Raw genomic sequence first — 26,471 nt, forward strand, 5'->3', positions numbered from 1 at the left:
TGCACCGGCAGATCCCGGCAACACGGAAGGCAGCGGTGACGCCGGATGGTCTGCACAAGAGAATTGTCTTAGGCTTGGCGCAAGGAGGTCCAACATGAGCAGACTCAAAGCCGGCACCGTGCTGTACGCCGTCGACATCGAACGCGTCGCGGCGTTCTACGCCGGCGTGCTCGACATGGACATCGGTCACGCCGAATCGAACTACATCGTGCTGAATGCGCCCGGCTACGAGCTGGTGATCCAGCGCGTACCGGCACAGATCGCCGCGACCATCGCCATCGATACCCCGCCGCGCCCGCGCGAGAACACGGCGATCAAGCCGGTGTTCTTCGTCCCCAGTCTCGCCAACGCACGCACCGTGGCCGCCTGCCTCGGAGGGGTGCTGCCGCCGCCCGAGGCCGAATGGCGTTTCGGCGATTTCGTCGTCTGCGACGGCGTCGACCCCGAGGGCAACGTCGTCCAGTTCCGGGCCGGCACGCCCGACGCATGAGCCCGCCCGCCCCGCTGCGACGCGGGCTGCTGGTCCTGCTGATGCTCGTCCCCGGCGCGCTGCTCGCGGGGGCCGGCTATGCCTGGCTGCTCGAGCGCGGTCTGGCGGCACAGCAGGCCGAGGCACGCCAGCGGCTGGGCTTCTACGCCCGCAGCCTCGACGCGCTGCTCGACAAGTACGCGCAGCTGCCGCAGCTGCTGACGCTCGAATCCACGCTGGCCGGGGCGCTCGCCACGCCGGGAGATCCGGCCCGCATCGCCGCCGCCAACCGCTATCTCGAAGCCTTCCGCCAGCACGCACAGGTGTCGGTCGCCTACCTGATCGCGCCGGACGGCGTGACGCTGGCAGCGAGCAACTGGCGCGAGCCGCAGGGTTTCGTCGGCCGGCGTTTCGACTACCGCCCCTATTTCCGCGATGCGATCGCCGGCCGGCCCGGGCGCATGTACGCGTTCGGCACCACCAGCCTTTCACCCGGCTATTACCTGTCGGCGCCGCTGAAGCGCGACGGCCGGATTGCAGGCGTCGTCGTCGTCAAGGTCAGCCTCGGACCGTACGAAGCGGCACTGCCCGGCGGCAGCGATCCGCTGCTGGTCGCCGACGACGTCGGCGTGGTGTTCCTGTCGTCGATGCCGGCCTGGCGCTACCACACGCTGAGCCCGCTGCCGCCGGCCGACCGCACGCGGCTGGCGCAGACGCGCCAGTATCCGCAACAGGCGCTGCAGGTGCTCGCCGCCGGCCAGCGCATCGATGCATCGGCGCCGCAACCGCAAAGGCTGCGCATCGCCGGGCCCGAGAACGGCCGCGACTACATGGCGCAGACCGCCGGGGTCGGCCCGCTCGGCTGGCATATCGTGCTGCTGTCGAACACCGCCGAGGTCCGCCGCAGCGCCGCCGCACAGGCCGCCGCGCTCGGCTTCGGCCTCGCCTTCGTCACCGCGCTGTGGCTGTTCGCGCAGCAGCGCCGCCGCCGGCTCGAGGAACGGCGCGAGTCGCTCAAGGCGCAGCGCGCCGCGCACGCGGCGCTCGAGGCCCGCATCGCCGAGCAGACCGAACATCTGGTGATCACCAACGAGGCGCTGACCGAGCGCATCCACGAGCTCGAACGCACCGAGGCATTGCTGCGGCGCGCCCGCGACAACGCGGTGCAGACCGCCAAGCTCGCCGTGCTCGGGCAGATGGCCGCCGGCGTCACCCACGAACTGAACCAGCCGCTCGCCGCGCTGACGACCCTGTCCGACAACGCCGCCCGGCTGCTCGAACTGAACGAAACGGCCGAAGCACGCGAGAACCTCGGCCTGATCAGCCTGCTGGCGCAACGGATGGGCCGCATCGTCGGCCAGCTCAAGACCTTCGCCCGCAAGGAATCGGCACGGCTCGAACCGGTGCGGCTGGCCGACGCGTTCGCCAACGCGCTGATGCTGGTCGAGCCGCGTCGCCGCGAGCTGAACGCCCGGATCGACACCGACGTCGGCGACGAAACTGTCCGCGCCGACGCGCTGCAGCTCGAACAGGTGCTGGTCAACCTGCTGCGCAACGGCCTCGATGCAATGGAAGGCCAGATCGCACCGGTGCTGGCGGCCGGCGTACGCACGCTGGACGGGCAGGTCGAGATCCGCATCCGCGACCACGGCGACGGTATCGCGCCCGAGGCGCTCTCAAGGCTGTTCGAGCCCTTCTACACGACCAAGCCGGTCGGCAAGGGACTCGGCCTCGGGCTGGCGATTTCGCACACCATCGTGCAGAGTTTCTCCGGCAGCCTCAGCGCCGACAATGCCGCCGATGGCGGCGCCATCTTCATCCTGACCCTGCCGACGCCATGACCGAACCGCTGACCGACGCCTTTCCGCAGAGCATCCATCTGGTCGAGGACGACCCCATCGTCCGCCGCGGCAGCGAACAGGCCTTGCGGCTGGCCGGCTTTGCCGTCCGCGGCCATCCGGACGCCGAATCGCTGCTCGACGCCATCGCCGACGGCGAACGCCCGGCCGTCGTCGTCAGCGACGTCCGGCTGCCCGGTCGCGACGGGCTGGCGCTGCTGCGCGAGCTGCTTGCGCTCGATCGTGCGCTGCCGGTCATCCTCGTCACGGGTCACGGCGACGTGACGATGGCGGTCGGCGCGATGCGCGACGGTGCCTACGACTTCATCGAAAAGCCGTTCACGTCCGAACGGCTGGTCGAACAGGTTCGGCGCGCACTGGAAAAGCGCCGGCTGGCGTGGGAAAACCAGCGGCTGCGCGCCAGGCTGGGCGAGCCGCTCGAACAGCTGCTGATCGGCCAGAACCCGGCGATCGTGGCACTGCGGCAGACCATCGCTGCGGTCGCACCGGTCGGTATCGACGTGCTCGTCAACGGCGAGACCGGTTGCGGCAAGGACGTCGTCGCGCGGGCGCTCCATGTCGCCAGCGGCCGCAAGGGCCAGTTCGTCGCGCTCAACTGCGGCGCGCTGCCTGAAAACATCTTCGAGGCCGAGGTCTTCGGTGCCGAGGCCGGCGCCTACACCGGCGCGGCCAAGCGGCGGATCGGCAAGATCGAGTACGCCGACGGCGGCACGCTGTTCCTCGACGAAATCGAGAGCATGCCGCTGGCGCTGCAGGTGAAGCTGCTGCGGGTGATTCAGGACCGCAAGGTCGAGCGGCTTGGCGGCAACGCGGCGATTGCCGTCGACGTGCGCATCGTCGCCGCCAGCAAGGCCGACCTGAAGGCCGAGAGCGACGCCGGCCGTTTCCGCGCCGACCTGTATCACCGGCTCAACGTCGTCGTGCTCGACCTGCCGCCGCTGCGCGAGCGCAAGGATGACATCGCGCTGCTGATGGGCCATTTCCTCTTCGACGCCGCGCAGCGCTTCGGCCGGCCGGCGCCAGGCTGGAGCGCCGGCGATCTGGCGCGCTGGCAGGCGTACGACTGGCCCGGCAATGTGCGCGAATTGAAGAACGTCGCCGAGCGTTTCTGCCTCGGCCTGCCCGAAGGCACGCCGAAGCTCGCCGGCGACATCGCACCGGCGACGCTCGCCGTACAGGTCGACCGTGCCGAGAAGCGCATCATCGAGGGTGCGCTGCGCGATACCGGCGGCCAGGTCACCCGTGCCGCCGAGGCGCTCGGCCTGCCGCGCAAGACGCTGTACGACAAGCTCGCCCGCCACGGCATCGACCCGGACGCATTCCGCCAGAGCTGAGCTAGCGCGGCCACCCGGTCGCCACAACGCTGGCAGCGATGAACAGGCCAAAGCCGAACGCCAGATGGGTGGTCACGCTGCGCCAGCGCGCGGCCCGCGGATTCGCGGTCAGCCGCGCGGCGATGCCGAAACCGAACGCCGGCTGCATCACGAAGAATGGCAGCACGACGCTGCCAAGGCCGACGCCCAGCGCCACCGGCAGCGAAGGCCGGGACAGCCAGTCGGCCCCGCTCAGCAGCAGCGGCAAGGCCGCCAGCGCTATCCCGCTCAGGTAGTGCACGTTCCAGCCGATGGCCCGCTCGCACGGCTGGGGCGACGCCTTGGCAATCGCCGGATGGCGAAACCGGCCGAACCGCATGTGCGCGACCCAGCGCCCGACCAGCGCATAGTCGAGCGACGCCACGCCGAACAGACGTTTGCGCAGCACGGTCCACAGATCCATGCAGGCCGTCGCACCGATGCCGGTCAGCCCGATCCGCCACAGTACGTCGATAAGATCAGTCATGGCAGCCCCGCTTTGCCGGCGATTGCCGGCCGTTCGGTGCGGCGCGTCGGGCTGCCGCTGGTACTGGTGTGCTTCTCATGATGGTCACTCCGCTTGCTTTGCCGTGTATGAATCTCCATTCTGCAAATTCAAGTCGACTTGAGGTCAAGCATGGATACGCTCGATATCGGCGAAGTGATCCGGCACTCGGGCCTGCCGGCCTCGACGCTGCGCTACTACGAAGAAAAGGGGCTGATCCGCCCGACCGGACGCCGCGGCCTGCGGCGTCTGTATCACCCGGATGTGCTGCAACGGCTGGCGCTGATCGCGCTCGGCCGCACCGCCGGTTTCTCGCTCGACGACATCGCCGGCATGTTCGGTCCGGACGGCCAGCCGCAGATCGACCGGCAGCAACTGCTCGCCCGGGCCGACGAACTCGAACGCACGATCCGGCGGCTCAGCGCATTGCGCGACGGACTGCAGCACGCGGCGCACTGCCCGGCTCCGAACCACATGGCCTGCCCGACGTTCCGGAAGCTGCTGCAGACCGCCGGCACTGCGCCGCGCCACCCGCGGCAGCCGGGCAAGCCCTGAACGCGGCCGCCCCGTACTGCCGCATGCCGGTGCAATCCGGAATACGCCGTACACCGACTACCGGAACGGTGAGCGGATTTCCGCACACGCACGGGCTGTCATGGCGGAATGCCGCACATGGCCGCATCGGCACGATCCGGCACAAACCCTGATAAATCAATGTACTGACTCCAGAACGGCTTCTGGCACGGCGCTTGCACTGTAACGAGGCAAGCCGTAGCCCGCGCAGCACCACTACGCGGCGCCACGAATCGGAACCGGCGATCCGTCGCCCCAGGAGTCGTGATCATGAAACAGCCTTTCTACAAGGTGCTTTACGTGCAGGTGCTGGTCGCCATCGTCGCCGGCGTGCTGCTCGGCTACTTCGACCCCGGCCTCGGTGCCGCGCTCAAGCCGCTCGGTGACGGCTTCATCAAGCTGGTGAAGATGATCATCGCGCCGGTGATCTTCGTCACCGTGGTCCACGGCATCGCCGGCATGCAGGACATGAAGAAGGTCGGCCGCGTCGGCGGCAAGGCGCTGCTGTACTTCGAGGTCGTGTCGACGTTCGCGCTGGTCATCGGCCTGATCGTTTCGCACGTCTTGCAGCCGGGCGCCGGCTTCAACGCCGACGTCGCCCACCTCGACGCCAGCGCCGTCGCCGGCTACGCCGCCAAGGCGCACGGCAACAGCACCGTCGATTTCATCATGCACATCATCCCGGGCACCGTCGCCGGCGCCTTCGCAGACGGCGAGATCCTCCAGGTGCTGCTGCTGGCGATCCTGTTCGGCTTCGGCCTCTCCCGACTTGGCGAGCGCGGCCAGCAGTTGCTAGAACTGAACGACAAGATCTCGCAGGTGCTGTTCTCGGTCGTCAACATGATCATGAAGCTCGCCCCGATCGGTGCCTTCGGCGCGATGGCGTTCACGATCGGCAAGTACGGCGTCGCGTCGCTGATCCCGATGGCCAAGCTGATGGGCGCGTTCTACCTGACCTGCGGCCTCTTCATCGTGCTGGTGCTCGGCAGCATCGCCCGCACCTGCGGCTTCTCGGTGCTCAGGCTGATCGTCTACATCAGGGAAGAACTGCTGATCGTGCTCGGCACCAGCTCGTCGGAAAGCGCGCTACCGCGTCTGATGGACAAGCTCACCAAGCTCGGCTGCTCGAAGTCGGTCGTCGGCCTCGTCGTACCGACCGGCTACTCGTTCAACCTCGACGGCACCAACATCTACATGACGATGGCGGCGCTGTTCATCGCCCAGGCGACCAATACCGACCTGACCTTGAGCCAGCAACTGATGATCCTTGCCGTGGCGATGCTGACGTCGAAGGGCGCCAGCGGCGTCACCGGTGCCGGCTTCATCACGCTGGCATCGACGCTGGCGGTGGTGCCGAGCATCCCGATCGCCGGCATGGCGCTGATCCTCGGCATCGACCGCTTCATGAGCGAAGCGCGCGCACTGACCAACTTCATCGGCAACGCCGTCGCCACCGTCGTCGTGTCGCGCTGGGAAAACGAGCTCGATACCGCACAGCTGAACCGTGTGCTCGGGGGCGGCAAGACCGAAGCCGAAATCAGCGTTGCACCGGTCGCCCCGCAGCTCGGCCTCGACCGCGCCTGATCAGAACCGTTTTTCCTCTCTTTGCCCGGCCCCGGCCGGGTTTTTTTTCGCCCGCGACACCGGGGCCTCGAAGGTGCCGGCGGCAATCGCGTCGATGTCGCTGGCGGCGATGCCGAGATCACCCAGCTGGTAGCCCGACATGCCGCGCAACTCGGCCAGCTGACTGGCCAGCCGGCGCCGCTGCCGCCAGCGTTGCCACCATCCCGTGCGCTTCATGGCTGCTGTTCCGTGTCCGCCGATCAGCCCATCATCGGCCTCGCGCACCGGGCGCGACGGCCAGACTAAACTCAGTTCCTGCCAGCCCATCTTGTCCACCCTCGGGTCTTCGTTCACGATGGAAACAGGATATGGCGCAGCGGCGGCGGCCTGAATGCAGGTCCATTCGAAATGACCCCGCCGTACTTTGCATCCATCGGTTTTCGGCAAGGCACACCATGAATTCATCGTTTCAGCTCGACAGCATGGACTGGAAGATCGTCGACGCGCTGCAGCACGACGCGCGCCAGAGCCTGTCGGCGCTCGGCAAGCGCATCGGCCTGTCGCAACCGGCGATCAGCGAACGCATCCGCAAGCTCGAGGATGCTGGCGTCATCGAGGGCTACGGCGCCCGGCTCAATCTGCAGAAGCTCGGCTACGGCCTGCAGGCGATGATCCGCCTGCGCAGCGACCACGCGCGGCTGCCGCAGGCGCTGAAGCAGTGCGAGGCAATGCCCGAGGTGCTCGAGGTGCTCCGGATCACCGGCGAGGACTGCCTGCTGATCCGCTGCGTGATCCCGCGCCCGGAAGCGCTGCAGACCGTCGTCGATGCACTGGCGGCACACGGCAACCTGACCACCTCGCTGGTGCTGTCGACGCCGATCGCCCGCCCGGTGGCGCGGCTCGACACCGCCGAGCCCTCGGCGCGGCAATGATAGAATCGGCATATCGAACCTCTGTGAGCACCGCCGTGTCCGCCCCCACCCGTCTCGTCATCGCCACCCGAGAAAGCCCGCTTGCCCTGTGGCAGGCCCGGCACATCCAGGCCCGGCTCGCCGCGCTGCTGCCCGGTACCGAGATCGACCTGCTGGGGATGACGACCAAGGGCGACCAGATCCTCGACAAGACGCTGAACAAGGTCGGCGGCAAGGGTCTGTTCGTCAAGGAACTCGAGGAAGCGCTGCTCGACGGCCGCGCCGATCTGGCCGTGCATTCGATGAAGGACGTCCCGATGATGCTGCCCGAAGGCTTCGCCATCGCCGCCATCACCGAACGCGAAGACCCGCGCGATGCCTTCGTCTCCACGACCTACGCCAGCCTCGACGCGATGCCCGAAGGCGCCGTCGTCGGTACGGCCAGCCTGCGCCGCGAAGCGCAGCTGCGCGCCCGCTACCCGCAACTCGTGTTCAAGCCGGTGCGCGGCAACGTCGGCACCCGGCTGGCCAAGCTCGATGCCGGCGAGTTCGACGCGCTGATCCTTGCCGCCGCCGGACTCAAGCGCCTCGGCTTCGCCGACCGCATCCGCACCGAACTGAGCGCCGACATCAGCCTGCCCGCACCGGGCCAGGGTGCGCTCGGCATCGAAATCCGCGCCGACCGCGACGACCTGAAAGCGCTGCTCGCGCCGCTGAACCATGCAGCGACCGCCGCCTGCGTCACCGCCGAACGCACGCTGTCGCGCCGGCTGAACGGTTCGTGCCAGCTGCCGCTGGCGGCGTTCGCCGAGGACGAGGACGGTTTCCTGCGGCTGCGCGGCCTCGTGGCGATGCCCGACGGCAGCCACAGCGTCTACGCCGAATCCAACGGCACCCGCGCCGCCGCCGACGGCCTCGGCCGTCAGGTTGCCGATCTTTTGATGTGCGAAGGCGCGAACGACATCCTGAAAGCACTCGAACATGGCGCGCCCGATCACGGGACGTCCGGCCATTAAGCAGCACCGTTCCGCGCCGCCGGCTTCGCTGGCCGGTCGCCGCATCTGGGTCACCCGGCCGCAGGCGCAGGCCGGCACGCTCGCGACGCTGATCGAAGCGCAGGGCGGTATCGCCGTGCGCCAGCCGTTGCTCGACATCATTCCACCGGCCGATCCGGCCCCGTTTGCCACGGCACTGGCGGCGCTCGACGGCTTCGACCTCGTGGTCTTCGTCAGTCCGACCGCGCTCGACCTGACGTTCGCGCAGCTCGGCCGCGACTGGCCGGCCACGGTACCGGTCGCCGTCGTCGGCCCCGGCAGCGCTGCGCGCGCGCTCGAACTCGGCGCCACCACGGTGATTTCGCCGCCGCTGCAACACGACAGCGAAGGCCTGCTGCGCGAAGCCGCCATGCACGATCTCGCCGGCCGGCGCGTGCTGCTGGTGCGCGGTGAAAGCGGCCGCGACGTGCTGCCCGAAGCGCTCGCCGCGCGGGGTGCGACGCTGACCATGGTCTCGGCCTACCGGCGCCGGCCGCCAGACCTGGACGACGCCGGCCTGACCCGCCTGCTCGACGCCGGCATCGACGCTGCGGTGATCAGCAGCTCCGAAGCCGCCGGCGTGCTGTTCACGCTGGCTGGAGGCGCTGCGCGCGAGCGGCTACAATCGCTGCTGTATTTCGCGCCGCATCCGCGCATCGTCGCCGCACTGCACGCGCACGGCGCGGCACGCGTCGAAACCTGTGCCACCGGCGACGCCGGAACCGTTGACTCGCTCTGCCACTATTTCGCGGACCCGCAGCCATGACCCAAGAACAAGATTCGCTTCCTTCCGCGCTGACCGCGCCCCGCCGCCGCCTGCCGCATTTTTCACCGGCGATGGCCGTCGCCGTCGTCGCGCTCGTCGCTGCCGGCGGTGTCTGGCTGTACCAGCAGCACGCGATGGAAACGCTGCGCCTGCAGGTCAGCCGCGAACTCGCCCACGGCCAGCAGCAGCTGCGCAGCACGCAGGAGCGCGAAACCCAGGCACAGCTGCGCAGCCAGGCGCTCGAACGCGAGCTGGCGCTGGTGTCGGCCCGGCAGAACGAAACGCAAAGCCAGCAGGCTGCGCTGTCGTCGATGTACGAAGCGCTGACCCGCAACGAAACGCAGCGCGTACTCGCCGAGACCGAACAGACGCTGGCCTTCGCCAGCCAGCAGCTGCAGCTCGCCGGCAACGTCGACGCCGCGCTGGTCGGCCTGAATGCGATCGACCAGAAGCTCGCCGCGCTGAACCGTCCGGAGCTGATTGCGCTGCGCAAGAGCATCAACCACGACATCGACCAGCTGAAAACCCAGCCCTATCTCGACGTCGTCGGCATCGCCGCTCGGCTCGACACGCTGGTGGCCGGCATCGACACACTGCCGCTGGCCATCGACGGCAACCGCGATCCGAAGAACAAGGCGGCCCCGGCAGCGCCGCAGAACGCGCTGCAGCGGTTCGGCGGCGAGCTGTGGCACGAATTCCGCCAGCTGATCCAGATCCGCCGGATCGACAAGCCCGATGCGATGCTGCTGACACCGAACGAAGCCTTCTTCCTGCGCGAGAACATCAAGCTGCGCCTGCTCGATGCGCGCACCGCGCTACTGATGCGCAATGAAACGGCCTTCCGCGCCGACCTCAAGGCAACCAACGACTACCTGAAGCAGTATTTCGACACCACCGCGATGGCCACGCGCAACACCATCGCCGCGCTCGACGTGCTGTCGCGCGAAACGCTGTCGCTGAAGCTGCCCGATCTGTCCGCCAGCCTGACCGCCGTCCGGCAGAGCCGGCTCGCCACCGAGAGGGCCAAGCCGTGAGAGCACTTCTTTGGTTGATCGCGCTGTTCGCGCTCGCGGTCGGGCTGACGCTGTTCGCACAGTTCAATACCGGCTATGCGCTGCTGTTCGTCCCGCCATGGCGGATCGAGATTTCGCTCAACGTCTTCATCGTCGGCATCCTCGTCCTGGTTGCCGCGCTCTACCTACTCGCCCGGGTGGTCGCCGAACTCGGCGGCCTGCCGGATCGCGTCAAGGCCTACCGGCTGCGCAAGGCGCGTGATGCGTCGGTCCAGCTCGAACGCGACGCCCGCATCGCCTTTTTCGAAGGCCGCTACCAGCGCGCCGAACGACTGGCCGGCGAGGCGTTCACCGCCAGCCGCGAAACCGAAGCCTTTGCCGTCAACGGCATCCTGGCCGCGCGGGCCGCGCACCTGATGCGCGACTTCGCCAAGCGTGACCAGTATTTCGTCCGGCTGCGCGAGCGACTCGGTCCGCGCCATCTGGCGCTGGCCATGACGATGGCCGAGCTTTACCTCGACGAGCGCCGCAATCAGGATGCCGAACTGGCGCTGGCCGAAGCCCGCAGCATTTCGCCGAAGCTGACCGCGATGCTCAAGCTCGAACTGCGCTTGCGCCAGCGTGAAGACAACGCCGATGCGATCGTCAAGCTGGTCGACCAGCTGGCCAAGAGCGACGCGCTCGACGCCGGCCAGGCACAGGCGATCCGCTTGCAGGCGTACCAGAACGTGCTGCACCGGCAACCGAAGACACCGCGTGAACTGCGCGACTGGTGGAACAAACTGCCGGCGATCGATCGCTGCGCACCGACCCTGGTCGCCGCGCTTGCCGATGCCTATGCCGCGCAGGGCGAGCCGGCCGCCGCACGCGACGCCATCGAAGCGGCGCTGGCGCAGAACTGGTCGAGCGAACTGGCCGAACGCTACGGCACCCTCGGTCTGGAGGGCGACGCGCTGGCCTCGCAATTGCAGCAGGCCGAAAACTGGCTCAAGCAGCATCCGAACGATCCGCAACTGCTGCTGACCCTCGGTCGGCTGTGCACGGCGCGTGCCTTGTGGGGCAAGGCGCAGACCTACTTCGAAGCAAGCATTGCCGTGGCGCCGAGCGCGCTGGCGCATACCGAGCTGGCGGCGCTGCTCGAACGGCTCGACCGCCCCGACGAGGCCAACCGCCACTACCGTGCCAGCCTGGCACTGGCGGTACCGGTGCGCTGAGCTGCCGGTCCTGCGCCCATGACAAAGCCCTCCTTGCGGAGGGCTTTTCAGTTCTAGAACGACGTCAGCCCGGCGTACCGCGCTTTACTGGCTTCCCGTTGCCCGGCGTCCCTTGCGGTTGCGCCGGTGCGCAGCAGATCCATGAAAACGCCGCATCGTCACGATGCCGAGTCAAAAAGTCCTTCGAACGTCCGTTTCGGGCAGGTTCGGCCTGCCCGGGCGTTTGTGGTGGTTTCATCGCCCCGATCTCCACTTTGGAGTTCCTGTGGACGGTTGGAGGGCCGCGTTGCTTGATCGGTTCGCACGTTCGTCGCCCGGCCACCGGCATGGCGACGGCCGGCAGTCAGCCCAGCAGTTCGGGGCTCATCGCCGTGCGCAGCACGTAGTCACCACCGCCACCGCCACGGCGCCGCAACTCGATCCATACCAGTCCGCCCTTCTTCAGCGCCATGTCCTGTTCGCGGCCGGTCAGCAGCAGCGCGGCGACCGCGCCGAGCGTCGGCTGATGGCCGACCAGCACCACGACGGCGTCGTCGCCCTGCGGCCAGCCGGCTGCCTCGAGGTAATGCGCCACCTGACCGTTGGCCGGATCGAGCAGCTCACTGGTCTCGACGTCGATGCCCAGCGTTTTCGCCGTTTCCTGCGCCCGTTTGGCCGGGCTGGCGATGACGCGGACACGCTGGCCGGCCAGATAGACCTTCAGCCATGCGGCAACCTTCTGCGCCTGCTTGCGGCCCTTGGGCGTCAGCGCCCGCGCCAGATCGTCACCGCCTTCTTCGGCGTCGGCGTGGCGCCACAGAATCAGCTGTTCCATTTCATACGTCCTCGGTCAGATGCACATCCCGCGGCAGCTGGCCCGCCACGGGATGGGGGCGCCGCCCCGGTGTGCCGTCAGGTGCGCTGCTTGGCACCGAGTTCGGCCAGCAGGCTGGCTTGCGCGTTGCGGCGCTTGCCGCTGCGCGCGCTCTTGCGCCGGTAGCGGCCGTCGGACAGCATTTCCCAGGCTTGGGCATTGTCGACCAGATAGGGACGCAGGCTTTCGCGGATGACCCGGCGCTTGACCTTGGGCGCGAGCACCGGGAAAGCGATCTCGATCCGGCGGAACAGGTTGCGGCCCATCCAGTCGGCGCTCGACAGGTACACGTCTTCGGCGCCGTCGTTGTAGAAGTAGAACACCCGGTGGTGCTCGAGGAAACGGCCGATGATCGAGCGCACCTTGATGTTTTCGGACAGGCCCGGCATGCCCGGGCGCAGCGCGCAGACGCCGCGCACGATCAGGTGGATCGTCACGCCGGCCTGGCTGGCCTCGTACAGTTTCTCGATCACCGTCGGTTCGAGCAGCGCGTTCATCTTGGCGATCACCACGGCCTTGCGGCCGGCGCGGGCGTTGAGGATCTCGCGGTCCAGCGCCTTGATGATGTTGGGCTGCAGGGTGAACGGTGCCTGCCACAGGCGCAGGTGGTTGCCTGCAAGGCCCAGACCGGTCAGCTGCATGAACACGTCATTGACGTCGCTGGTGATCTCTTCGTTGGCCGTCATCAGGCCGAAGTCGGTGTACAGCTTGGACGTGCGCGGATGGTAGTTGCCGGTGCCGACGTGGGCGTAACGGCGCAGCTTGCCGTCCTCGCGCCGCACCGCCAGCAGCATCTTGGCGTGGGTCTTGTAGCCGTAGACGCCGTAGACGACGTGGGCGCCGGCGCGTTCGAGCTTGGCGGCCCAGTTGATGTTCGCTTCCTCGTCGAAACGCGCCATCAGTTCGACCACGACGGTGACTTCCTTGCCGCGCGCCGCCGCCTCGACCAGCGCGTCCATCAGCGCCGATTCGCTGCCGGTCCGGTAGATCGTCATCTTGATCGCGACGACATTCGGGTCGGTGGCCGCCTGCTGCAGGAAGTCGATCACCGGCGTGAAGCTCTGGAACGGGTGGTGCAGCAGGATGTCGCCGCGGCTGATCGCCGCGAACACGTCGGGCTGCTTGCGGAGTTCGAGCGGAATCCCGGGCATGAACGGTTCGAACTTCAGGTCCGGCCGGTCGACCTGGTCGGGCACCTGCATCAACCGCACCAGGTTCACCGGGCCGCCGACGCGGTAGACGTCGATCTCGCCCAGACCGAACTGCTGGCGCAGGAAGTCCTGCAGGTGCTTCGGGCAGTTGTCGGCCACCTCGAGCCGCACCGCGTCGCCGAACGGCCGCTGGCTCAGCTCGCCCTCGAGCGCAGCGCGCAGGTCCTTGATGTCGTCGTCGTCGACGCTGAGGTCCGAATCGCGGGTCACGCGGAACTGGTAGCAGCCGAGCGCGTTCATGCCGACGAACAGCTCGTCGACGTGGGCGTGCAGCACCGACGACAGGAAGACGAAACCGTGTTCGACGCCGCTGATTTCCTTCGGCATCTTCACGAAACGCGGCAGGATGCGCGGCGCCTGGACGATGGCCATTTCGGCGTTGCGGCCGAAGGCATCACGGCCTTCGAGCTCGATGATGAAATTCAGCGACTTGTTGAGAATGCGCGGGAACGGGTGCGACGGATCGAGCCCGATCGGCGTCAGCACCGGCATCAGTTCGCGGAAGAAGTAATCCTTCACCCAGGCACGCTGTGCCTCGTTCCACAGACTGCGGCGCAGGAAGTGGATGCCTTCGTCGGCCAGCGCCGGCAGCATCACTTCGCGGAACAGCCGGTACTGCCGCTCGACGACGTCGTGCGCCTCGCGCGCCAGCAGTTCGAACGCCTGCTGCGGCGTCAGCCCTTCGGGCAGCAGCCGGGTCGGATACTGGCGGATGTTTTCCTTCAGCCAGGCGACGCGCACCTCGAAGAACTCGTCGAGGTTGCTCGACACGATGCAGAGGAACTTCAGCCGCTCGAGCAAGGGATTGCCCGTGTCCTCGGCCTGGGCGAAGACCCGGCGGTTGAACTCCAGAAGACCGAGCTCGCGATTGAGCATCAACTGATTGTCGGCGGGCTTGTAGATCATGGGCTCACTTCACGCATCGTGCCGCTCGCGCGGCCTGAAAATGGAAGCAGGCCGCAACAAGGCGGCCTGCAATCTTGCTCCGGGTTACGCGCTCGGCGGCACGAAACCGGCAACCTGATCGGCGCCTGCGCCGAAGAAGTAGTTCTGCAGCTGCTGCTGCAGGTACTGACGCGCTTTCGGATCGGCGAGATTGAGTCGGTTCTCGTTGATCAGCATCGTCTGGTGCTTCACCCACGCCGCCCAGGCTTCCTTCGAGACGCTGTCGTACAGCTTCTTGCCCATTTCACCGGGCAGCGGCGGAAAGTCGAGTCCTTCGGCTTCACGGCCGAGTTTCACACAGTGGACCATGCGGCTCATGGTGGCGTTCTCCAATAGGGCGAAACATTCAATCATACCTGTGTTGACGGGGTATGACAGCCAGTGCGAAGCGCTGCGCCGGCATGAAAAAAGCGCGGCATGCCGCGCTTTCCTGCCGGAGCGGTACGGCGATCAGTCGGCGCGAACCGGCACGATCCACAGTTCGACGCGACGGTTGAGGGCGCGGCCCGCCGGCGTGGCGTTGTCGGCGCGCGGTTCGGTGATGCCCTTGCCGATCGCCTGCAGGCGGACCGGGTTGACGTTGCGGCCGATGAAGTAGTCGGTCACGGCCTGCGCACGCTGTTGCGACAGCACCATGTTCTTGTCGGCCTTGCCGCTGCTGTCGGTATGGCCGACGACGGTGATCGAGGTCTTGCCGTACTGGTTCACGACCTTGGCGATCTTGTCGAGCGTCGGCGTGTAGCCCGGCTTGATCACGGCCGAGCTGCTGTCGAAGCCGGTGTTCGACGTCATGCTGACCAGCAGCGTGTTGTCGGACTGCTTCTGCACGGTGATTTCACCCTTCTGGATTTCCGGCGCCAGCTGCTTCTGCAGGTCCTTGGCCTGGGTGTCCATGTAGTAGCCGATGCCGCCGCCGGCCAGACCGCCACCCACCGCACCGATCAGCGCGCCCTTGCCACGGTTGTTGTGGTTGACCGCCGCGCCGATGGCCGCACCGCCGAGCGTCCCTATGATCGCGCCCATTTCGGTGTTGTTCAGATCGCGCTTTTCACCAAGGTCATTGGTTGCGCATGCGGACAGCAAAAGGGCGCCCATCAACGGGGCAATGATCAGGGACTTGCGCATCAGGCTTTCTCCAGTGTTCGAATCAGCCTGTCATTATTGCAAATCAATGGCCCGGACGGCTGCGGCAATGATCACATCAACGGTCCTTGACGCCGGGCCATCAGGGCGCCTCCCACTTCCGGTACGCAGGCGGCTCTGGCAGCATCAGGCCTTCGCCGCACGGGATGCCCGCCATGTCCGCACTGCCGCGCTTTGTCGTTTTCGGCGAAGCCCTTACCGATTTCATCCGCCAGGACGATGAACGCTGGCTGGCCCAGCCCGGCGGCGCATGCTGGAACGTCGCCCGCGTCGCCAGCCGGCTCGGCATCGCGACCGGCTACGGCGGCGCACTGAGCACCGACGTCTTCGGCGACGAGCTGGCCCGGCTGTCCGCCGAGGCCGGGCTCGATGCGCGCTTCATCCAGCGCACCGACGCCGCACCGCTGCTGGCAATGGTGCCGTCGACCCGGCCGCCGCAGTATTTTTTCGTCGGCGAATCGGATCTGGCCTTCGACCCGGCACAACTGCCCGAGGGCTGGCTGGCCGCCGCCGAGATCGTCCAGTTCGGCTGCATCAGCCTGGCGCGCCAGCCGCTGGCCGGGCGGCTGGTCGAAACCGCGAAAGCCGCCGCAGCGGCCGGCAAGCGCATCGCCTTCGACCCGAACTGGCGCGAACCGATGAACGCACCGCACTACGCCGACACGTTCCGCACCGTTGCCGCATTGGCAAACTACATCAAGGTTTCCGACGAAGACCTCGGCCAGCTGTTTGCCGGACAGACGCCGGAACAGGGACTGGCCAGCCTGCGCGCGCTGGCGCCGCAGGCCGACATCCTGCTGACCCGTGGTAGCGAGGGGATGCGCTGGCTGCATGGCGACGCGGTGATCGACCAGCCGGTGTTCAAGGTCGACGTGGTCGATACCGTCGGCTGTGGCGATGCCAGCATGGGCGGCTGGATGGCCAGCGTGCTGCATGCGCCGGCGGCACCGGTGGCGACCCATCTGCGCCATGCGGCGGCAGCGGCAGCGCTGGCCGCCAGTCACGCCGGCGCCTATGCAGCGAGCTGGGAGGAGGTCGACGCCATGGCCGGGCGACCTTGAGCTCGTAGCGCGATTCGCCGCGTACGCCATCCACCCCGGCGGACTGCGGATGCTACGCGGCGACCCGCCGGCCTGTCACGGCAATACGCCGATCAGCGACCAGACGCGCCGGGCCTCCGAGTCGCTCTCGATCAGCTCGGACAACAGTTCTGGCAGCGGACGCCGCCCCCACTCGACCGCGCGATTGATCAGGTAGGGCACCGGGCTGTGCGGTTCGACCTGAGCCAGATAGGTGGCGATGGCCTGGAGCTGGCGATACGCGTCCTCACGGCCGTTGACGACGCCCGATGGCGACGGCAGCGGCGTCGCGGCGGCAGCCGGCCCGGCCGAGGCGATCGTTGGTTCGGTCATGTCGTTTTCCTTGTTCACGCCTTTCCACGGCAGCACATCGTCCAGACCGTCGAGCATCAGCAGCAGTTCGTCCAGCACGCGCTGTACGGCGCCAAACGACGGTGCGTCGTTGTGCATCTGCCGGTCGCACAGCGCCTCGAACGCACCCAGCGTCATCTTGCTGTCGCGCAGGGTTTGTGACAGGCCCTGCAGCGTTGCCGGCGATTCGGCCCGGACGACAGTCTGGTAGCGCTCCAGCGCCTTGCTGGCCAGCCGCGCCGCGTCCTGCTCGGCACGCCGCTCGGTACCGCACACGCTTTGCCGCTGCCAGCCCTGATAAATGGCCAGCGTCACGTCGGCAGCCTGGTCGAGCAGCGGCACCCTGAACCGCAGGGCCTCGGCAAAGGTGCGCAACATCCAGTCCAGTGGCGCGGTTCGCCATGACTCGTCGCCATCGACCGCCTGCGGATGCAGCCCGGCCCAGTAGCGCTCGCACAGCGTCGCCATCAGCTCGATGCCCTTGATCCAGCCGCTCAGGCCGTAACGCTGCACCCAGGCTTCGGCCAGCCAGCCAGCCACCATCAGGTCCTTGCCGCGTTTCTGCAGGGCGTCGGTGCACAACTGCTCCACGGCGCGCCAATCCGCTGTCTTGACGCTGGATTGCCAGATACCGACCGGCAAATCGGGATCGTCCTGGCGGCGCGCATCCTGGATCTGGTCGTATTCGGGCTCGTGCCGCAGCGGCACACCGCACGGTTGTGCCGGACTGACCGGCTGCAGCAGCGTCGCGATCAGGGCGTCGAAATCGGGAAGAGTCGGCATCGTCGTTGCTTTACTGGAGGGCCAGCTGCGAAGTTTTGGGGTCGCCGGTTTGCGACAGCGTGATCGCCCGGAAGGGGGACGCCGGCACGCTGACCGGCAGTGGCGACATGCGCAGCGGCGTTTTGCCGCCCGGCGTCTGCAGCGCGACGCGAGCGTACATCCGGGCGCGATTGATCTTGCCCTGCTCCGATGCCACCGGCACCGTCAGCAGCAGCGGGACCGACAGGTCGTCGTCGCCGCCGTTCAGGCCGGAGGTCGCGTGGGCGCGCAGCAGGCGCAACAGCGCCCACGTTCCGGTGTAATCCCACTGCGCGACGCGATCGGACACGGCCAGCCCCGTCTGGTGTACATCGCCCTGCGGTGATTCGGGCGCATCCTTGGCCCAGCGCAGCGACAGCGACACCGGCTGCCCGGTACGCCAGCGCAGCGGAAGCTTGTCGGCGGACGGGTAGCGCAGGCGCTGCGTCCCTGCGGTCATGGACCACGCAATCACCTGATCCGCGCCGACTTCCTGGGCACGATCGGTCCGCCAGTTGACGTCGATTTCGAGCCCGGTCATGCCGCTGCCGGGCTCCCTAGCCAGCAGCGGCTGCATCCAGCCCCTGGCCGCCTGCAGGCGCTGCATGAAGGCCCGCGCAGCGGCGGCCGTTGGCGCGTCGTTGCCTTGCAGGCCGGCGTTGATGATCGCCTGATTGTCGTCGTACAGCCGGAACAGATCGCCGACGCGCTCCGGGTCGGCCTCCTGCCGCGACGACAGGTCGGCAAACGGGAAGCGGCCGGCCATGTACTGGTAGTAGTAGGCGCTGAGCTTTTCCCACGCCGAAGCTGCCGCCTGTGCCCGCAGCCCGCCACAGCGGTCGCCGGCAACCCGGATCAGCATCCGTACCCGGTCGGTCAGCACGTTGTCGCCCCGCGGAATGCCGGCGTTGGCGAGCACGGTGGCGCAGTTGGCGGTATCCATCTCGTTGAGGTCCTTGCCGATCAGCTGGTTCAGCAAGGCGGGTGCACTGGTGCTACTCTTTTCCTTGTACTGCTGCAGCTGCAGCGCAAGGCTGCGCCAGCGCGCCAGCAGCTGTGCATCGGCCATCGCCAGCTGATCGGCATGCGGATCGAGCCAGCCAACCGCCGGGGCGACGCCATTGGAGATCGCGGCCAGCGCATCCAGCTGGCCGTCGAGGTACTGCTGCAAGTCCTGTTGCGACGACACGCGCCACGCCTTGAGGCTGGCGTTCTTGCCACCGTCCCACCACGCAAACGTGCCCTGCAGCGGCTGGTACAGCGCCAGATCGTCGATCCGGGCATTGCCGCCGCGCAATTCGCCCAGCGCCAGCCGGTCGACCTTGGCGACCCAGGCCGTCGCCAGATCGTGACGCGCGAGTGCATCGAATGCGGCAGTCAGGTCGCTGGCCTGCTGTGCACCGGTACGCAGCGAAAAACCGCTCGCGCCGTCGGTGCCTGTCGCGCCCCACATGGCCTGCGCGGCGAGCTGCCTTGTCGAGGCCAGCACCCCGGCCTTGTAGCGCAGCGGGGTCTTGTCGCTCTGCGCCAGAAAGCCCTGATACGACGTGAAGTAGCCCATGGCGACCGCCGGACCGCCGACGGACGCGATGGCCGCACCGCGTTGGACCACGGCGAAATCCTGCGCCAGCAGCGCGGTCAGCACATCGCCGGTCTGCCTTGCGTCCGGCGACAACTGCAAGGCCTTGGCGGTTTGCTGCAGCAAATCGTTGTCCCCGGGCGTCGCCGACAGCCAGCGCGCAGTGAACGCGGCCCGGGATGCATCGGCATACTGGGCGAGCGCGGTCACGCCGCCGGCGTCGATCAGGCCGACCCGTTGTGCTTCGCCCATCAGGGCGCTGTAGCCCGGGACGGGCTCCTGCTTGCCGCCGGGGCGCCAGGCCACGTCGCTGGTCGTGACCAGACGCTTGAGCAAGGCAATGCGCTCGTTCAGCTGTGTCAGTTCGGCCAGCGGCAGCGCCTGTCCCGCAGCCAGCCTTTGCAGTTGCAGCTGGGCACCGGCAGCGGCCTGACCGAAGGTGTCGTCGGCATACAGCCGGTTCAGCCACGCGGTAATCTGGGCACTGAACAAACGACCGGCATCGGCCTTGGCCTTGGCCAGCGGGACCGGTGGCAAGGACGCGCCGCCGTCCAGAATCTGGCCGAGTTGCAACGGCGGTTGCGGCTTCGCAGCCGGCTTCCACTGGTACAGCATGTCCGCCAGCGCCGCCGCATTTTCCAGTGGCGCACTCCCGCGCAGACCGACAAACAGCGCCGACTCCCTATCGAGCCGCGCGGCCTGCTGGACAAGCCGCTTGGCCTGCTGGTACTCCGCCCAGCCCTCGGGCGAGACGCCTGCGGCATCGTTGAGCGCGACCGGCGTCGCCAGCGTTTGTGTCTGACGCTGCAAACCCGCCTGCAGCGGCGAAATAAGGTAACGGTCGGCAGTGCGGTTCACCGCGGCGTCGATCTCGTCGTCCAGCCCCGACAGCAGCGAGGTCGGCAGCCAGGCGCTCTGGAAATGCCAGCGCGGCACCGCCACCGAGACCTGCCACCACGCAGCGATGCGCTGCCGGGCCAGCTCGGCGTCGCCCACATAGGCCTTGCTCGTCGATGCGGCGGCAATGCGCGCTTCGTAGCCGGTCACCGCACGCAGCGCGTTGCGTGCGCCCTGCCATGACCAGATCATTCCCCCAAGCCAGATCACGGCCAGAACAACCATCGCGACCTTGGCAATACGGTGCCCGCGCTGGCGCAAGGCCAGCGCACGCGGCAAGGGGCGGGCCAGCCCCTGCTCGGCCAGCACGCGCTGCCGCAGCAGACGCGCGACAAACAGCGGCGCGGCCTGCTCGTGCGCACCGCCGTCCGGCTCGAATTCATCCACGGCCCCCTGCCGGATCGTGCCGGTCAGGTATACGCCGCGAAACACGCCGGCCTCGCCGCCGGCATTGCCCCGGAACACGGGCTCGCACAGCGCACGCAAACCGTCGCGCATCGACTCCAGCTGGCCGGGCAGCAGGAACAGCGCGGCATCGATCGAACCGGACAGCGCGCCGGCTTCGGTGATCACGGCGGTCAGCGTTTCGCGGATCCGCTCCAGCGCCATTTCGGTCCAGTCGCCGTCCCACGCGGTACCGAGAGCAAACGGCGACGACCAGCCGAGCATGGCCTGCCGCGCCGCCTCGGGCAGTTTGTCGGCGAGCTCGAGCACGCCGGGCAGGCGTTCGACGCCGGTCACGACCAGATAGACCGGCAGGCTCAGCCCGAGGCGTTGCTGCAGGTCGGACAACCTTTGCTCGGCGCTGCTGGCCGCGCGTGTCGCGGCTTCGGTCGACAGCAGCGTTTCCAGCGGCACCGCCCAGATCACCGCATCGAGCGGCCGGCCCGCGCGCGCGCGCAACAGGGCGCCGGCCAGCCGGTGCCAGACACCGAGGATCGGCACCGGTCCGTCGGACGCCTCCAGCATGCCTTCCGGCGCGGCCAGCACCAGGCCGTCGCCGCTGTACCACCAGCGGCCATACCAGTGCCGCTCGCCGCCGGGACGCAGGCCCCACTCGGCACACAATTCGGCCTCGGCGCCGACCAGCAGTACCCGGGGCAGCTGGTAGCGGTCGCGCCAGCCCATTTCGGCTTCGATCTGCCGCAGCACGCTGCGAAAGCCGCCGATATCACGATGTCGCCACAGCCACCAGACCACGGCCAGCAGCACGATGACGACGACGAGCAAGACGAGCCAGCCCAGACTCATGACCGCGCCCCCCCGGCGACCGGTGGCAGCCCGGCCTCGATCATCGTGCTCAGGTCCATCCAGAACAGGTGACCGATCACGATCATCAGCACGACGAGCGCCAGTCCGATCAGGCCGAGGCGCGCGCCGTCGGGCAGCATGCGCCGGGCGGCAACGCGCAGCGGCGTCACGGCAGCCGGACGCTCGAGATCGGCCGCGAGCTGCTGTTCATCGGGAGCGCGGCCCCAGGCGAATTCGAACAGGGCACGCCGCCACACCGCGTGCGTGGCGCGCCCTTCGCCGCTGCGCAGGCGGCCGAAGAATCCCAGCAGCAGGACCTGCAGCAGCACATTCGCCAGATCCCGCGTCGCCGGATCACGCGCGTGCAGCAATTGTTCGATCTGCGCCGGCACCTGCTCGCCGGCCGTGCAGGTGCCGAACAGGCGCAGCTCCAGCGGTGCGGCCTGCCAGCTCTCCTGACCTGCCCAGTCGTCGAAAATCAGCAATTCGTCGATCAGCGCGACAAAGGCGAACTGCATCGCATCGACCTGCTGCTGGCCGGCATGCCCGGTTCTGGACAATGCAACGCGTGCCAAGCGGCGTGTCAGCGTACTGGCGACTTCCACCGCCTCGGCGGCCAGCGCCTCGCCGGGCTGGGTCCGCATCCGGATTTCCTGCCAGCGTTCGAGCCACTCGCCCCAGCTCGATTCGAAAACCGGCGTCAACGGGGCATCGCGATGCAGGGCGGCCGACGCGTGCAGGACGTCGCGCATTACTGATCCTCGGCCGGCACGAACAAGACGACTTCCCAGGGCGCCGCCAGCGATGTGCCGGCCGGCCCGGTCAGGCGCAGCCGTGCGCCCTGATCGAACCACTCGCTGTCGGTATTCAGCACCACCAGACGCATGTCGCTCGGTACGCTGTACGACAGCGTCGCGGTCGCATCCATTTCCTGCCACAGCAAGCCGTGCATCCGCTGGCGGAACAGCGTGGCAACGTAGCTGTCCGACGCGACGATTGCCTGTTTCAGCCAGGCAATCGCGCCCTGCTCGCCGCTACCGCTGGACATGCGCAGACCGAGTGTCGGCGAGACCGAGACCGGCAGATCGGCCAGGTCGAGCCAGAAGCCTGCGGCATCACGCGCAAACGGAATGGTCCGGTAGCTGGTCTTGACCCGGCCAAGTGCCGTCTCCAGCCAGCCGATCAGTTCGTCGTAGCAGGCCAGAAGCTCGCTGTACTCAAGCGGCCTGAAGGCCGGCACCCCGGCGGCCGGATCCAGCGTAGCCACGGCACCGGCCATGCCGGCGAGCAGCAGATGAACCTGCGCGGGATGGGCGATCCGGCTTGCCAGGGCCGCCTCGATTTCCGGCAGGCGCGACCACAACGATCGCAACTGCCGGCTTAGTTCGGGTACTTCCTCGTCGCGGCCGGATTTCTGGGCAGCGCGAACCCGGCCTGCAAGATAAACGCACTTTTCACGGACCCGCGCGCACAGGCCGGCCACCTTGCGGCCGAGCGGCGATTCGGGCAGCAGCCGGGGGGTCGGTGGCACGTAGGGCAGCGGCGCAAAACCGCCCCCCTGTTGCTCGACCCGCAGCAGCGGAATGCAGACAAGATCGGCCCGGGTATCGTCGGTCACCAGCCTGAGATCGGGCCGCCACAGGAACAGCGGCTCCTGCGTCTCGCCGCCAGCCAGATCGGGCACCGCCTCGCCGTGGACCGACTGGTAGCGGCTGCCTCGCGGATCAAGCCGACCGCCCCGCCACAATGGTGCCACCGCGACGAAGACCGTCACCGCGTGACGCGGTGACGCCGCCACCTGTGCGGTCACGTCGAGTTCGAGCGTCGGGCGCATGCCGGCATCAAAACCGACCAGCAGGCCGTCGGGCAACACGGCCTCGAGCGCCAGCACGCGCACGACACCGGCACGCAGTGCCGATTCGTCGATGTCGACCGACTGGACGCCCCAGAACCACGGATGGGCCGACGCCGCGTGACGCGCAGCCAGCGTCTCGGCACGCAGCGATTGCTGCTGGAAATGCTGTGGCAGCAATTGCATGCCTTCATGCCAGCAGATGGCTTCCGGTACCTCGTTCACGCAGCGCTCCCAACATCTATTTGATTGGCTACCGCCGACCGTCGGCGATACCCGTACTTACGGACCGGCCTGCATCATCTGCAGGTCGCGGCTTTCCAGGCGGATGCGCACTTCGCGCTCGCTTTCGAGCCGCAGACGATGCGCTCCCGGCGCGTCATAGCCGGCAAACACCAGCACGCCCTGCGCAGGCACACCGGCCAGCGGAACACGATCGAACACCAAGCGCTGGCCAGGGACGACCTCGAGCCCCCAGACCTGCAGCAACTGCGGGTAGTCGCGCCGGTATTGCTCGCGGGCAGCAAACCATTGCGCCGACGATGTTGTAAGCAAAACCTTCAACAAGTCAGGATCGTCCACCGCAAGGAAATCGACGGCGATCGGCGTGTCATCGTTGGCGCCCGGGGCAACCTCGATCACCGCGCTGCGCATCGCGACTTCCGGCTGCATCAGAGAGCAAGCCGAAATGCTGACGATCAGCAGGAAAAACAAGCAAAAACGCCAGATAGCCTGCAAGTGCAACCCCGATCGGCCTCATTGTGTGGCGCCAACTCTATCTCACCATTGTCATTCGTTCCAAGTAAGCCGTTGCGGATATAACACATACACAGACAATATGTACTCAGTGTTCTTACAACAAAAACAATGGATAACTTGCAAACACAGATGATTAAGCTAATCTCGCCCGACGAGCCGCCAGCATGACAGAGGCATTCAGCGGCCTCGCCTGATCAGTTACATCGAGAAATCATCCAGATGCAGCCGCCGGCACCCGAGGCGTTGCGCTGACCAAGAGGAAATCATGGCCGAGAGCACTCAGCACAAGCTGGACCGCGTCCGTCCCCCGCGCGTCCAGATCACCTATGACGTGGAAATTGGCAACGCCATCGAAAAGAAGGAACTGCCGCTCGTTGTCGGCATCCTCGCGGACCTGGCCGGCAAGCCCGAGGCAGCGCCGGCCAAGCTGGGCGATCGCCGCTTCGTCGACATTGACCGCGACAACTTCAACGAGGTGCTGCACGCCATCGCCCCGCGCCTCGTCGTTCAGGTCGACAACGCGCTGGGCGGCGAGGACAAGAACAAACTCAACATCGAGCTCAAGTTCAAGCAGTTCGAAGACTTCGACCCGGTCAACATCGTCAAGCAGGTCGAGCCGCTGCGCCGTCTGTACGAAGCACGCCAGAAGCTGCGCGATCTGCTGACCAAGCTCGACGGCAACGACCAGCTCGATCAGCTGCTGCAGAACGTCGTCGCCAACACCGACGAGCTGAACGAAATCAAGGCCGGTGCCGGCACCGATGCCAACAAGGAAGGCAAATCCGATTCTGACACGACCGACAACAAGCCGGCCGACGTCACCCCCGAACCCCAGGTCTGAGGAGCGCGCTCATGCCCCAAGAACAAGCCGGCAGCGAGAACGCTGCACAAACCGTATCGCTGTCGCTGCTCGACCAGATCATCGCCGATGGCCGGATGGCGCACGACGACAACCAGAAAGCCTATGCCAAGGATCTGCTGGCCGAATTCGCCAAGCAGGTGCTCGACAAGGACATGGTCGTCGACAGCGACACCGTTGCGATGATCAATCACCGCATCGACCAGATCGACGCGCTGATCGGCAAGCAGCTCGACGAAATCCTGCACCACAAGGACGTTCAGCGTCTGGAAGCCTCGTGGCGCGGCCTGCACTACCTGGTGATGAACACCGAAACCAGCACGCGCCTGAAGCTGCGCCTGCTCGACGTCTCGCAACAGGAACTGCAGAACGATCTTGAAAAGGCAGTCGAGTTCGACCAGAGCGCCCTGTTCAAGAAGATCTACGAAGAAGAGTACGGCACTTTCGGTGGTCACCCGTTCAGCGTGCTGGTCGGCGATTTCGAGTTCGGCCGCAATCCGCAGGACGTCGCGCTGCTCGAAAAACTCTCGAATGTCGCCGCCGCCGCGCATGCGCCGTTCGTCGCCGCCGCCAGCCCGCGCCTGTTCGACATGGGCAGCTTCACCGAGCTGGCCCAGCCGCGCGATCTGGCCAAGGTGTTCGAAAGCACCGAGCTGATCAAATGGAACGCGTTCCGCGCCAGCGAAGATTCCCGCTACGTCTCGCTGGTCCTGCCACACATCCTGTTGCGCCTGCCGTACGGCCCGGACACCAAGCCGGTTGAAGGCATCAACTACGCCGAAGGCGTCGACGGCACCAATCACCAGAAGTACCTGTGGGGCAACGCCTCGTGGGCGCTCGGCCAGCGGATTACCGAAGCATTCGCCAAGTACGGCTGGTGCGCTGCGATTCGCGGTGTCGAGGGTGGTGGCGCTGTCGAAGGTTTGCCGGCACACACGTTCAGCACCGCCTCGGGCGATCTGGCACTCAAGTGCCCGACCGAAGTGCCGATCACCGACCGTCGCGAAAAAGAGCTCGACTCGCTGGGCTTCATTTCGCTGTGCCACAAGAAGAACACTGACCTCGCCGTGTTCTTCGGTGGCCAGACGACCAATCAGCCGAAGCTGTACAACCTGCCGGCAGCCAATGCCAATGCGCGGATCTCCGGCATGCTGCCCTATGTGCTCGCCGCTTCGCGTTTCGCGCACTACATCAAGGTCATCATGCGCGACAAGGTCGGCAGCTTTGCCACGCGTGACAACGTCCAGTCCTATCTGAACAACTGGATCGCCGACTACGTGCTGGTCAACGACAACGCCCAGCAGGAAATCAAGGCGCAGTACCCGCTGCGCGAAGCGCGCGTCGACGTGACCGAAGTTGCCGGCAAGCCGGGGGCATACCGTGCCACCGTCTTCCTGCAGCCGCACTTCCAGCTCGAAGAGCTGACCGCGTCGATCCGCCTCGTTGCCTCGCTGCCGCCGCCGGCCGCAGCCTGACGCGGACTATCCCGTTGCAATGGCGTGGGCGGGCCGCCCCCCCCCCCCCCCCCGCGGGGGGCAGCAGTTGTGGGCGCCCGAAATATAGCCCCCCCCCCCCCCCCGAAAAGGTGAATAACACAACGGGGGGAACAAACCAAAAAGCAACTAAATTGGA

Annotated in this window: 24 protein-coding genes; 13 read left to right on the plus strand and 11 right to left on the minus strand. The window is 67.2% G+C overall.

What is annotated here, in order from left to right:
* The first annotated feature begins 94 nt into the window (after positions 1 to 94).
* From JMJ54_RS17620 to JMJ54_RS17630, 3 genes are read left to right on the plus strand one after another with little or no spacing between them, the layout of a single operon-like run.
* Positions 95 to 490: a VOC family protein gene (locus JMJ54_RS17620; protein WP_203539868.1), complete on the plus strand. Its 396-nt coding sequence runs from the start codon at positions 95 to 97 to the stop codon at positions 488 to 490.
* Positions 487 to 2,310, plus strand: a complete 1,824-nt coding sequence (locus tag JMJ54_RS17625; protein WP_203539869.1) for a sensor histidine kinase — start codon at positions 487 to 489, stop codon at positions 2,308 to 2,310. The genes JMJ54_RS17620 and JMJ54_RS17625 overlap by 4 nt, the downstream gene beginning before the upstream one ends.
* Positions 2,307 to 3,662 carry a sigma-54-dependent transcriptional regulator gene (locus JMJ54_RS17630; RefSeq protein WP_203539870.1) on the plus strand — a complete coding sequence of 452 codons (1,356 nt, stop codon included), beginning with the start codon at positions 2,307 to 2,309 and terminating at the stop codon, positions 3,660 to 3,662. The genes JMJ54_RS17625 and JMJ54_RS17630 overlap by 4 nt, the downstream gene beginning before the upstream one ends.
* Before the next feature lies 1 nt (position 3,663).
* Here the strand turns inward: JMJ54_RS17630 and JMJ54_RS17635 are convergent, their stop codons facing one another.
* A complete protein-coding gene (locus JMJ54_RS17635; RefSeq protein ID WP_203539871.1) occupies positions 3,664 to 4,167 on the minus strand; it encodes a DUF2938 family protein in 504 nt (167 codons plus the stop codon).
* A 150-nt stretch (positions 4,168 to 4,317) separates the two neighbouring features.
* Between JMJ54_RS17635 and JMJ54_RS17640 the strand changes: the two genes are divergently transcribed.
* Both JMJ54_RS17640 and JMJ54_RS17645 read left to right on the plus strand, forming a co-directional pair.
* Positions 4,318 to 4,740 carry a helix-turn-helix domain-containing protein gene (locus JMJ54_RS17640; RefSeq protein ID WP_203539872.1) on the plus strand — a complete coding sequence of 141 codons (423 nt, stop codon included), beginning with the start codon at positions 4,318 to 4,320 and terminating at the stop codon, positions 4,738 to 4,740.
* Between the two features lie 288 nt (positions 4,741 to 5,028).
* Positions 5,029 to 6,342, plus strand: coding sequence for a dicarboxylate/amino acid:cation symporter (locus tag JMJ54_RS17645; RefSeq protein WP_203539873.1), 1,314 nt, complete (start codon positions 5,029 to 5,031; stop codon positions 6,340 to 6,342).
* Here JMJ54_RS17645 and JMJ54_RS19580 read toward each other — a convergent pair whose 3' ends face one another.
* Positions 6,343 to 6,675 (minus strand): YjiS-like domain-containing protein, encoded by a 333-nt coding sequence (locus JMJ54_RS19580; RefSeq protein ID WP_203539874.1) that lies wholly within the window; start codon positions 6,673 to 6,675, stop codon positions 6,343 to 6,345.
* Positions 6,676 to 6,776: 101 nt separating this feature from the next.
* On the opposite strand from JMJ54_RS19580, the gene JMJ54_RS17655 reads away from it, so the two are divergent.
* The 5 genes from JMJ54_RS17655 to JMJ54_RS17675 are packed head-to-tail and all read left to right on the plus strand — an operon-like array spanning position 6,777 to position 11,259.
* Positions 6,777 to 7,253, plus strand: coding sequence for an Lrp/AsnC family transcriptional regulator (locus JMJ54_RS17655; RefSeq protein WP_203539875.1), 477 nt, complete (start codon positions 6,777 to 6,779; stop codon positions 7,251 to 7,253).
* Positions 7,250 to 8,248 carry a hydroxymethylbilane synthase gene (gene hemC / locus JMJ54_RS17660; protein WP_203539876.1) on the plus strand — a complete coding sequence of 333 codons (999 nt, stop codon included), beginning with the start codon at positions 7,250 to 7,252 and terminating at the stop codon, positions 8,246 to 8,248. The genes JMJ54_RS17655 and hemC overlap by 4 nt, the downstream gene beginning before the upstream one ends.
* Positions 8,214 to 9,032, plus strand: coding sequence for a uroporphyrinogen-III synthase (locus JMJ54_RS17665; RefSeq protein ID WP_203539877.1), 819 nt, complete (start codon positions 8,214 to 8,216; stop codon positions 9,030 to 9,032). The genes hemC and JMJ54_RS17665 overlap by 35 nt, the downstream gene beginning before the upstream one ends.
* A complete protein-coding gene (locus JMJ54_RS17670; RefSeq protein ID WP_203539878.1) occupies positions 9,029 to 10,066 on the plus strand; it encodes a uroporphyrinogen-III C-methyltransferase in 1,038 nt (345 codons plus the stop codon). The genes JMJ54_RS17665 and JMJ54_RS17670 overlap by 4 nt, the downstream gene beginning before the upstream one ends.
* A complete protein-coding gene (locus JMJ54_RS17675; RefSeq protein ID WP_203539879.1) occupies positions 10,063 to 11,259 on the plus strand; it encodes a heme biosynthesis HemY N-terminal domain-containing protein in 1,197 nt (398 codons plus the stop codon). The genes JMJ54_RS17670 and JMJ54_RS17675 overlap by 4 nt, the downstream gene beginning before the upstream one ends.
* A 343-nt stretch (positions 11,260 to 11,602) precedes the next feature.
* Here the strand turns inward: JMJ54_RS17675 and JMJ54_RS17680 are convergent, their stop codons facing one another.
* From JMJ54_RS17680 to JMJ54_RS17695, 4 genes are all read right to left on the minus strand, one after another.
* Entirely contained in the window at positions 11,603 to 12,073 is a 471-nt protein-coding gene (locus tag JMJ54_RS17680; RefSeq protein WP_203539880.1) for a SixA phosphatase family protein, read from the minus strand.
* Between the two features lie 77 nt (positions 12,074 to 12,150).
* Positions 12,151 to 14,229 (minus strand): polyphosphate kinase 1, encoded by a 2,079-nt coding sequence (gene ppk1 / locus JMJ54_RS17685; RefSeq protein ID WP_203539881.1) that lies wholly within the window; start codon positions 14,227 to 14,229, stop codon positions 12,151 to 12,153.
* 84 nt (positions 14,230 to 14,313) lie between these two features.
* Positions 14,314 to 14,586, minus strand: coding sequence for an oxidative damage protection protein (locus tag JMJ54_RS17690; protein ID WP_203539882.1), 273 nt, complete (start codon positions 14,584 to 14,586; stop codon positions 14,314 to 14,316).
* A 132-nt stretch (positions 14,587 to 14,718) separates the two neighbouring features.
* Positions 14,719 to 15,393 carry a YiaD family glycine zipper/OmpA-like lipoprotein gene (locus tag JMJ54_RS17695; RefSeq protein ID WP_203539883.1) on the minus strand — a complete coding sequence of 225 codons (675 nt, stop codon included), beginning with the start codon at positions 15,391 to 15,393 and terminating at the stop codon, positions 14,719 to 14,721.
* A gap of 173 nt (positions 15,394 to 15,566) precedes the next feature.
* Between JMJ54_RS17695 and JMJ54_RS17700 the strand changes: the two genes are divergently transcribed.
* Positions 15,567 to 16,472: a carbohydrate kinase family protein gene (locus JMJ54_RS17700; protein WP_203539884.1), complete on the plus strand. Its 906-nt coding sequence runs from the start codon at positions 15,567 to 15,569 to the stop codon at positions 16,470 to 16,472.
* A gap of 75 nt (positions 16,473 to 16,547) precedes the next feature.
* Here JMJ54_RS17700 and tssA read toward each other — a convergent pair whose 3' ends face one another.
* From tssA to JMJ54_RS17725, 5 genes are read right to left on the minus strand one after another with little or no spacing between them, the layout of a single operon-like run.
* A complete protein-coding gene (gene tssA / locus JMJ54_RS17705; protein ID WP_203539885.1) occupies positions 16,548 to 17,624 on the minus strand; it encodes a type VI secretion system protein TssA in 1,077 nt (358 codons plus the stop codon).
* Between the two features lie 10 nt (positions 17,625 to 17,634).
* Positions 17,635 to 21,369, minus strand: a complete 3,735-nt coding sequence (locus JMJ54_RS17710) for a type VI secretion system protein (RefSeq protein WP_203539886.1) — start codon at positions 21,367 to 21,369, stop codon at positions 17,635 to 17,637.
* Positions 21,366 to 22,121 carry a DotU/TssL family secretion system protein gene (locus JMJ54_RS17715; protein WP_203539887.1) on the minus strand — a complete coding sequence of 252 codons (756 nt, stop codon included), beginning with the start codon at positions 22,119 to 22,121 and terminating at the stop codon, positions 21,366 to 21,368. The genes JMJ54_RS17710 and JMJ54_RS17715 overlap by 4 nt, the downstream gene beginning before the upstream one ends.
* Positions 22,121 to 23,446 (minus strand): type VI secretion system baseplate subunit TssK, encoded by a 1,326-nt coding sequence (tssK, locus tag JMJ54_RS17720; protein ID WP_203539888.1) that lies wholly within the window; start codon positions 23,444 to 23,446, stop codon positions 22,121 to 22,123. The genes JMJ54_RS17715 and tssK overlap by 1 nt, the downstream gene beginning before the upstream one ends.
* 57 nt (positions 23,447 to 23,503) lie before the next feature.
* Complete coding sequence (locus JMJ54_RS17725) at positions 23,504 to 23,935, minus strand: hypothetical protein (RefSeq protein ID WP_203539889.1); 432 nt, start codon at positions 23,933 to 23,935, stop codon at positions 23,504 to 23,506.
* 310 nt (positions 23,936 to 24,245) lie between these two features.
* Between JMJ54_RS17725 and tssB the strand changes: the two genes are divergently transcribed.
* Both tssB and tssC read left to right on the plus strand, forming a co-directional pair.
* A complete protein-coding gene (gene tssB / locus JMJ54_RS17730) occupies positions 24,246 to 24,821 on the plus strand; it encodes a type VI secretion system contractile sheath small subunit (RefSeq protein WP_239000178.1) in 576 nt (191 codons plus the stop codon).
* An 11-nt stretch (positions 24,822 to 24,832) separates the two neighbouring features.
* A complete protein-coding gene (gene tssC / locus JMJ54_RS17735; protein ID WP_203539890.1) occupies positions 24,833 to 26,314 on the plus strand; it encodes a type VI secretion system contractile sheath large subunit in 1,482 nt (493 codons plus the stop codon).
* Positions 26,315 to 26,471: the final 157 nt, after the last annotated feature.

Origin of the sequence: Jeongeupia naejangsanensis, from assembly GCF_016865585.1 — a bacterium.
GTDB lineage: Bacteria > Pseudomonadota > Gammaproteobacteria > Burkholderiales > Chitinibacteraceae > Jeongeupia > Jeongeupia naejangsanensis.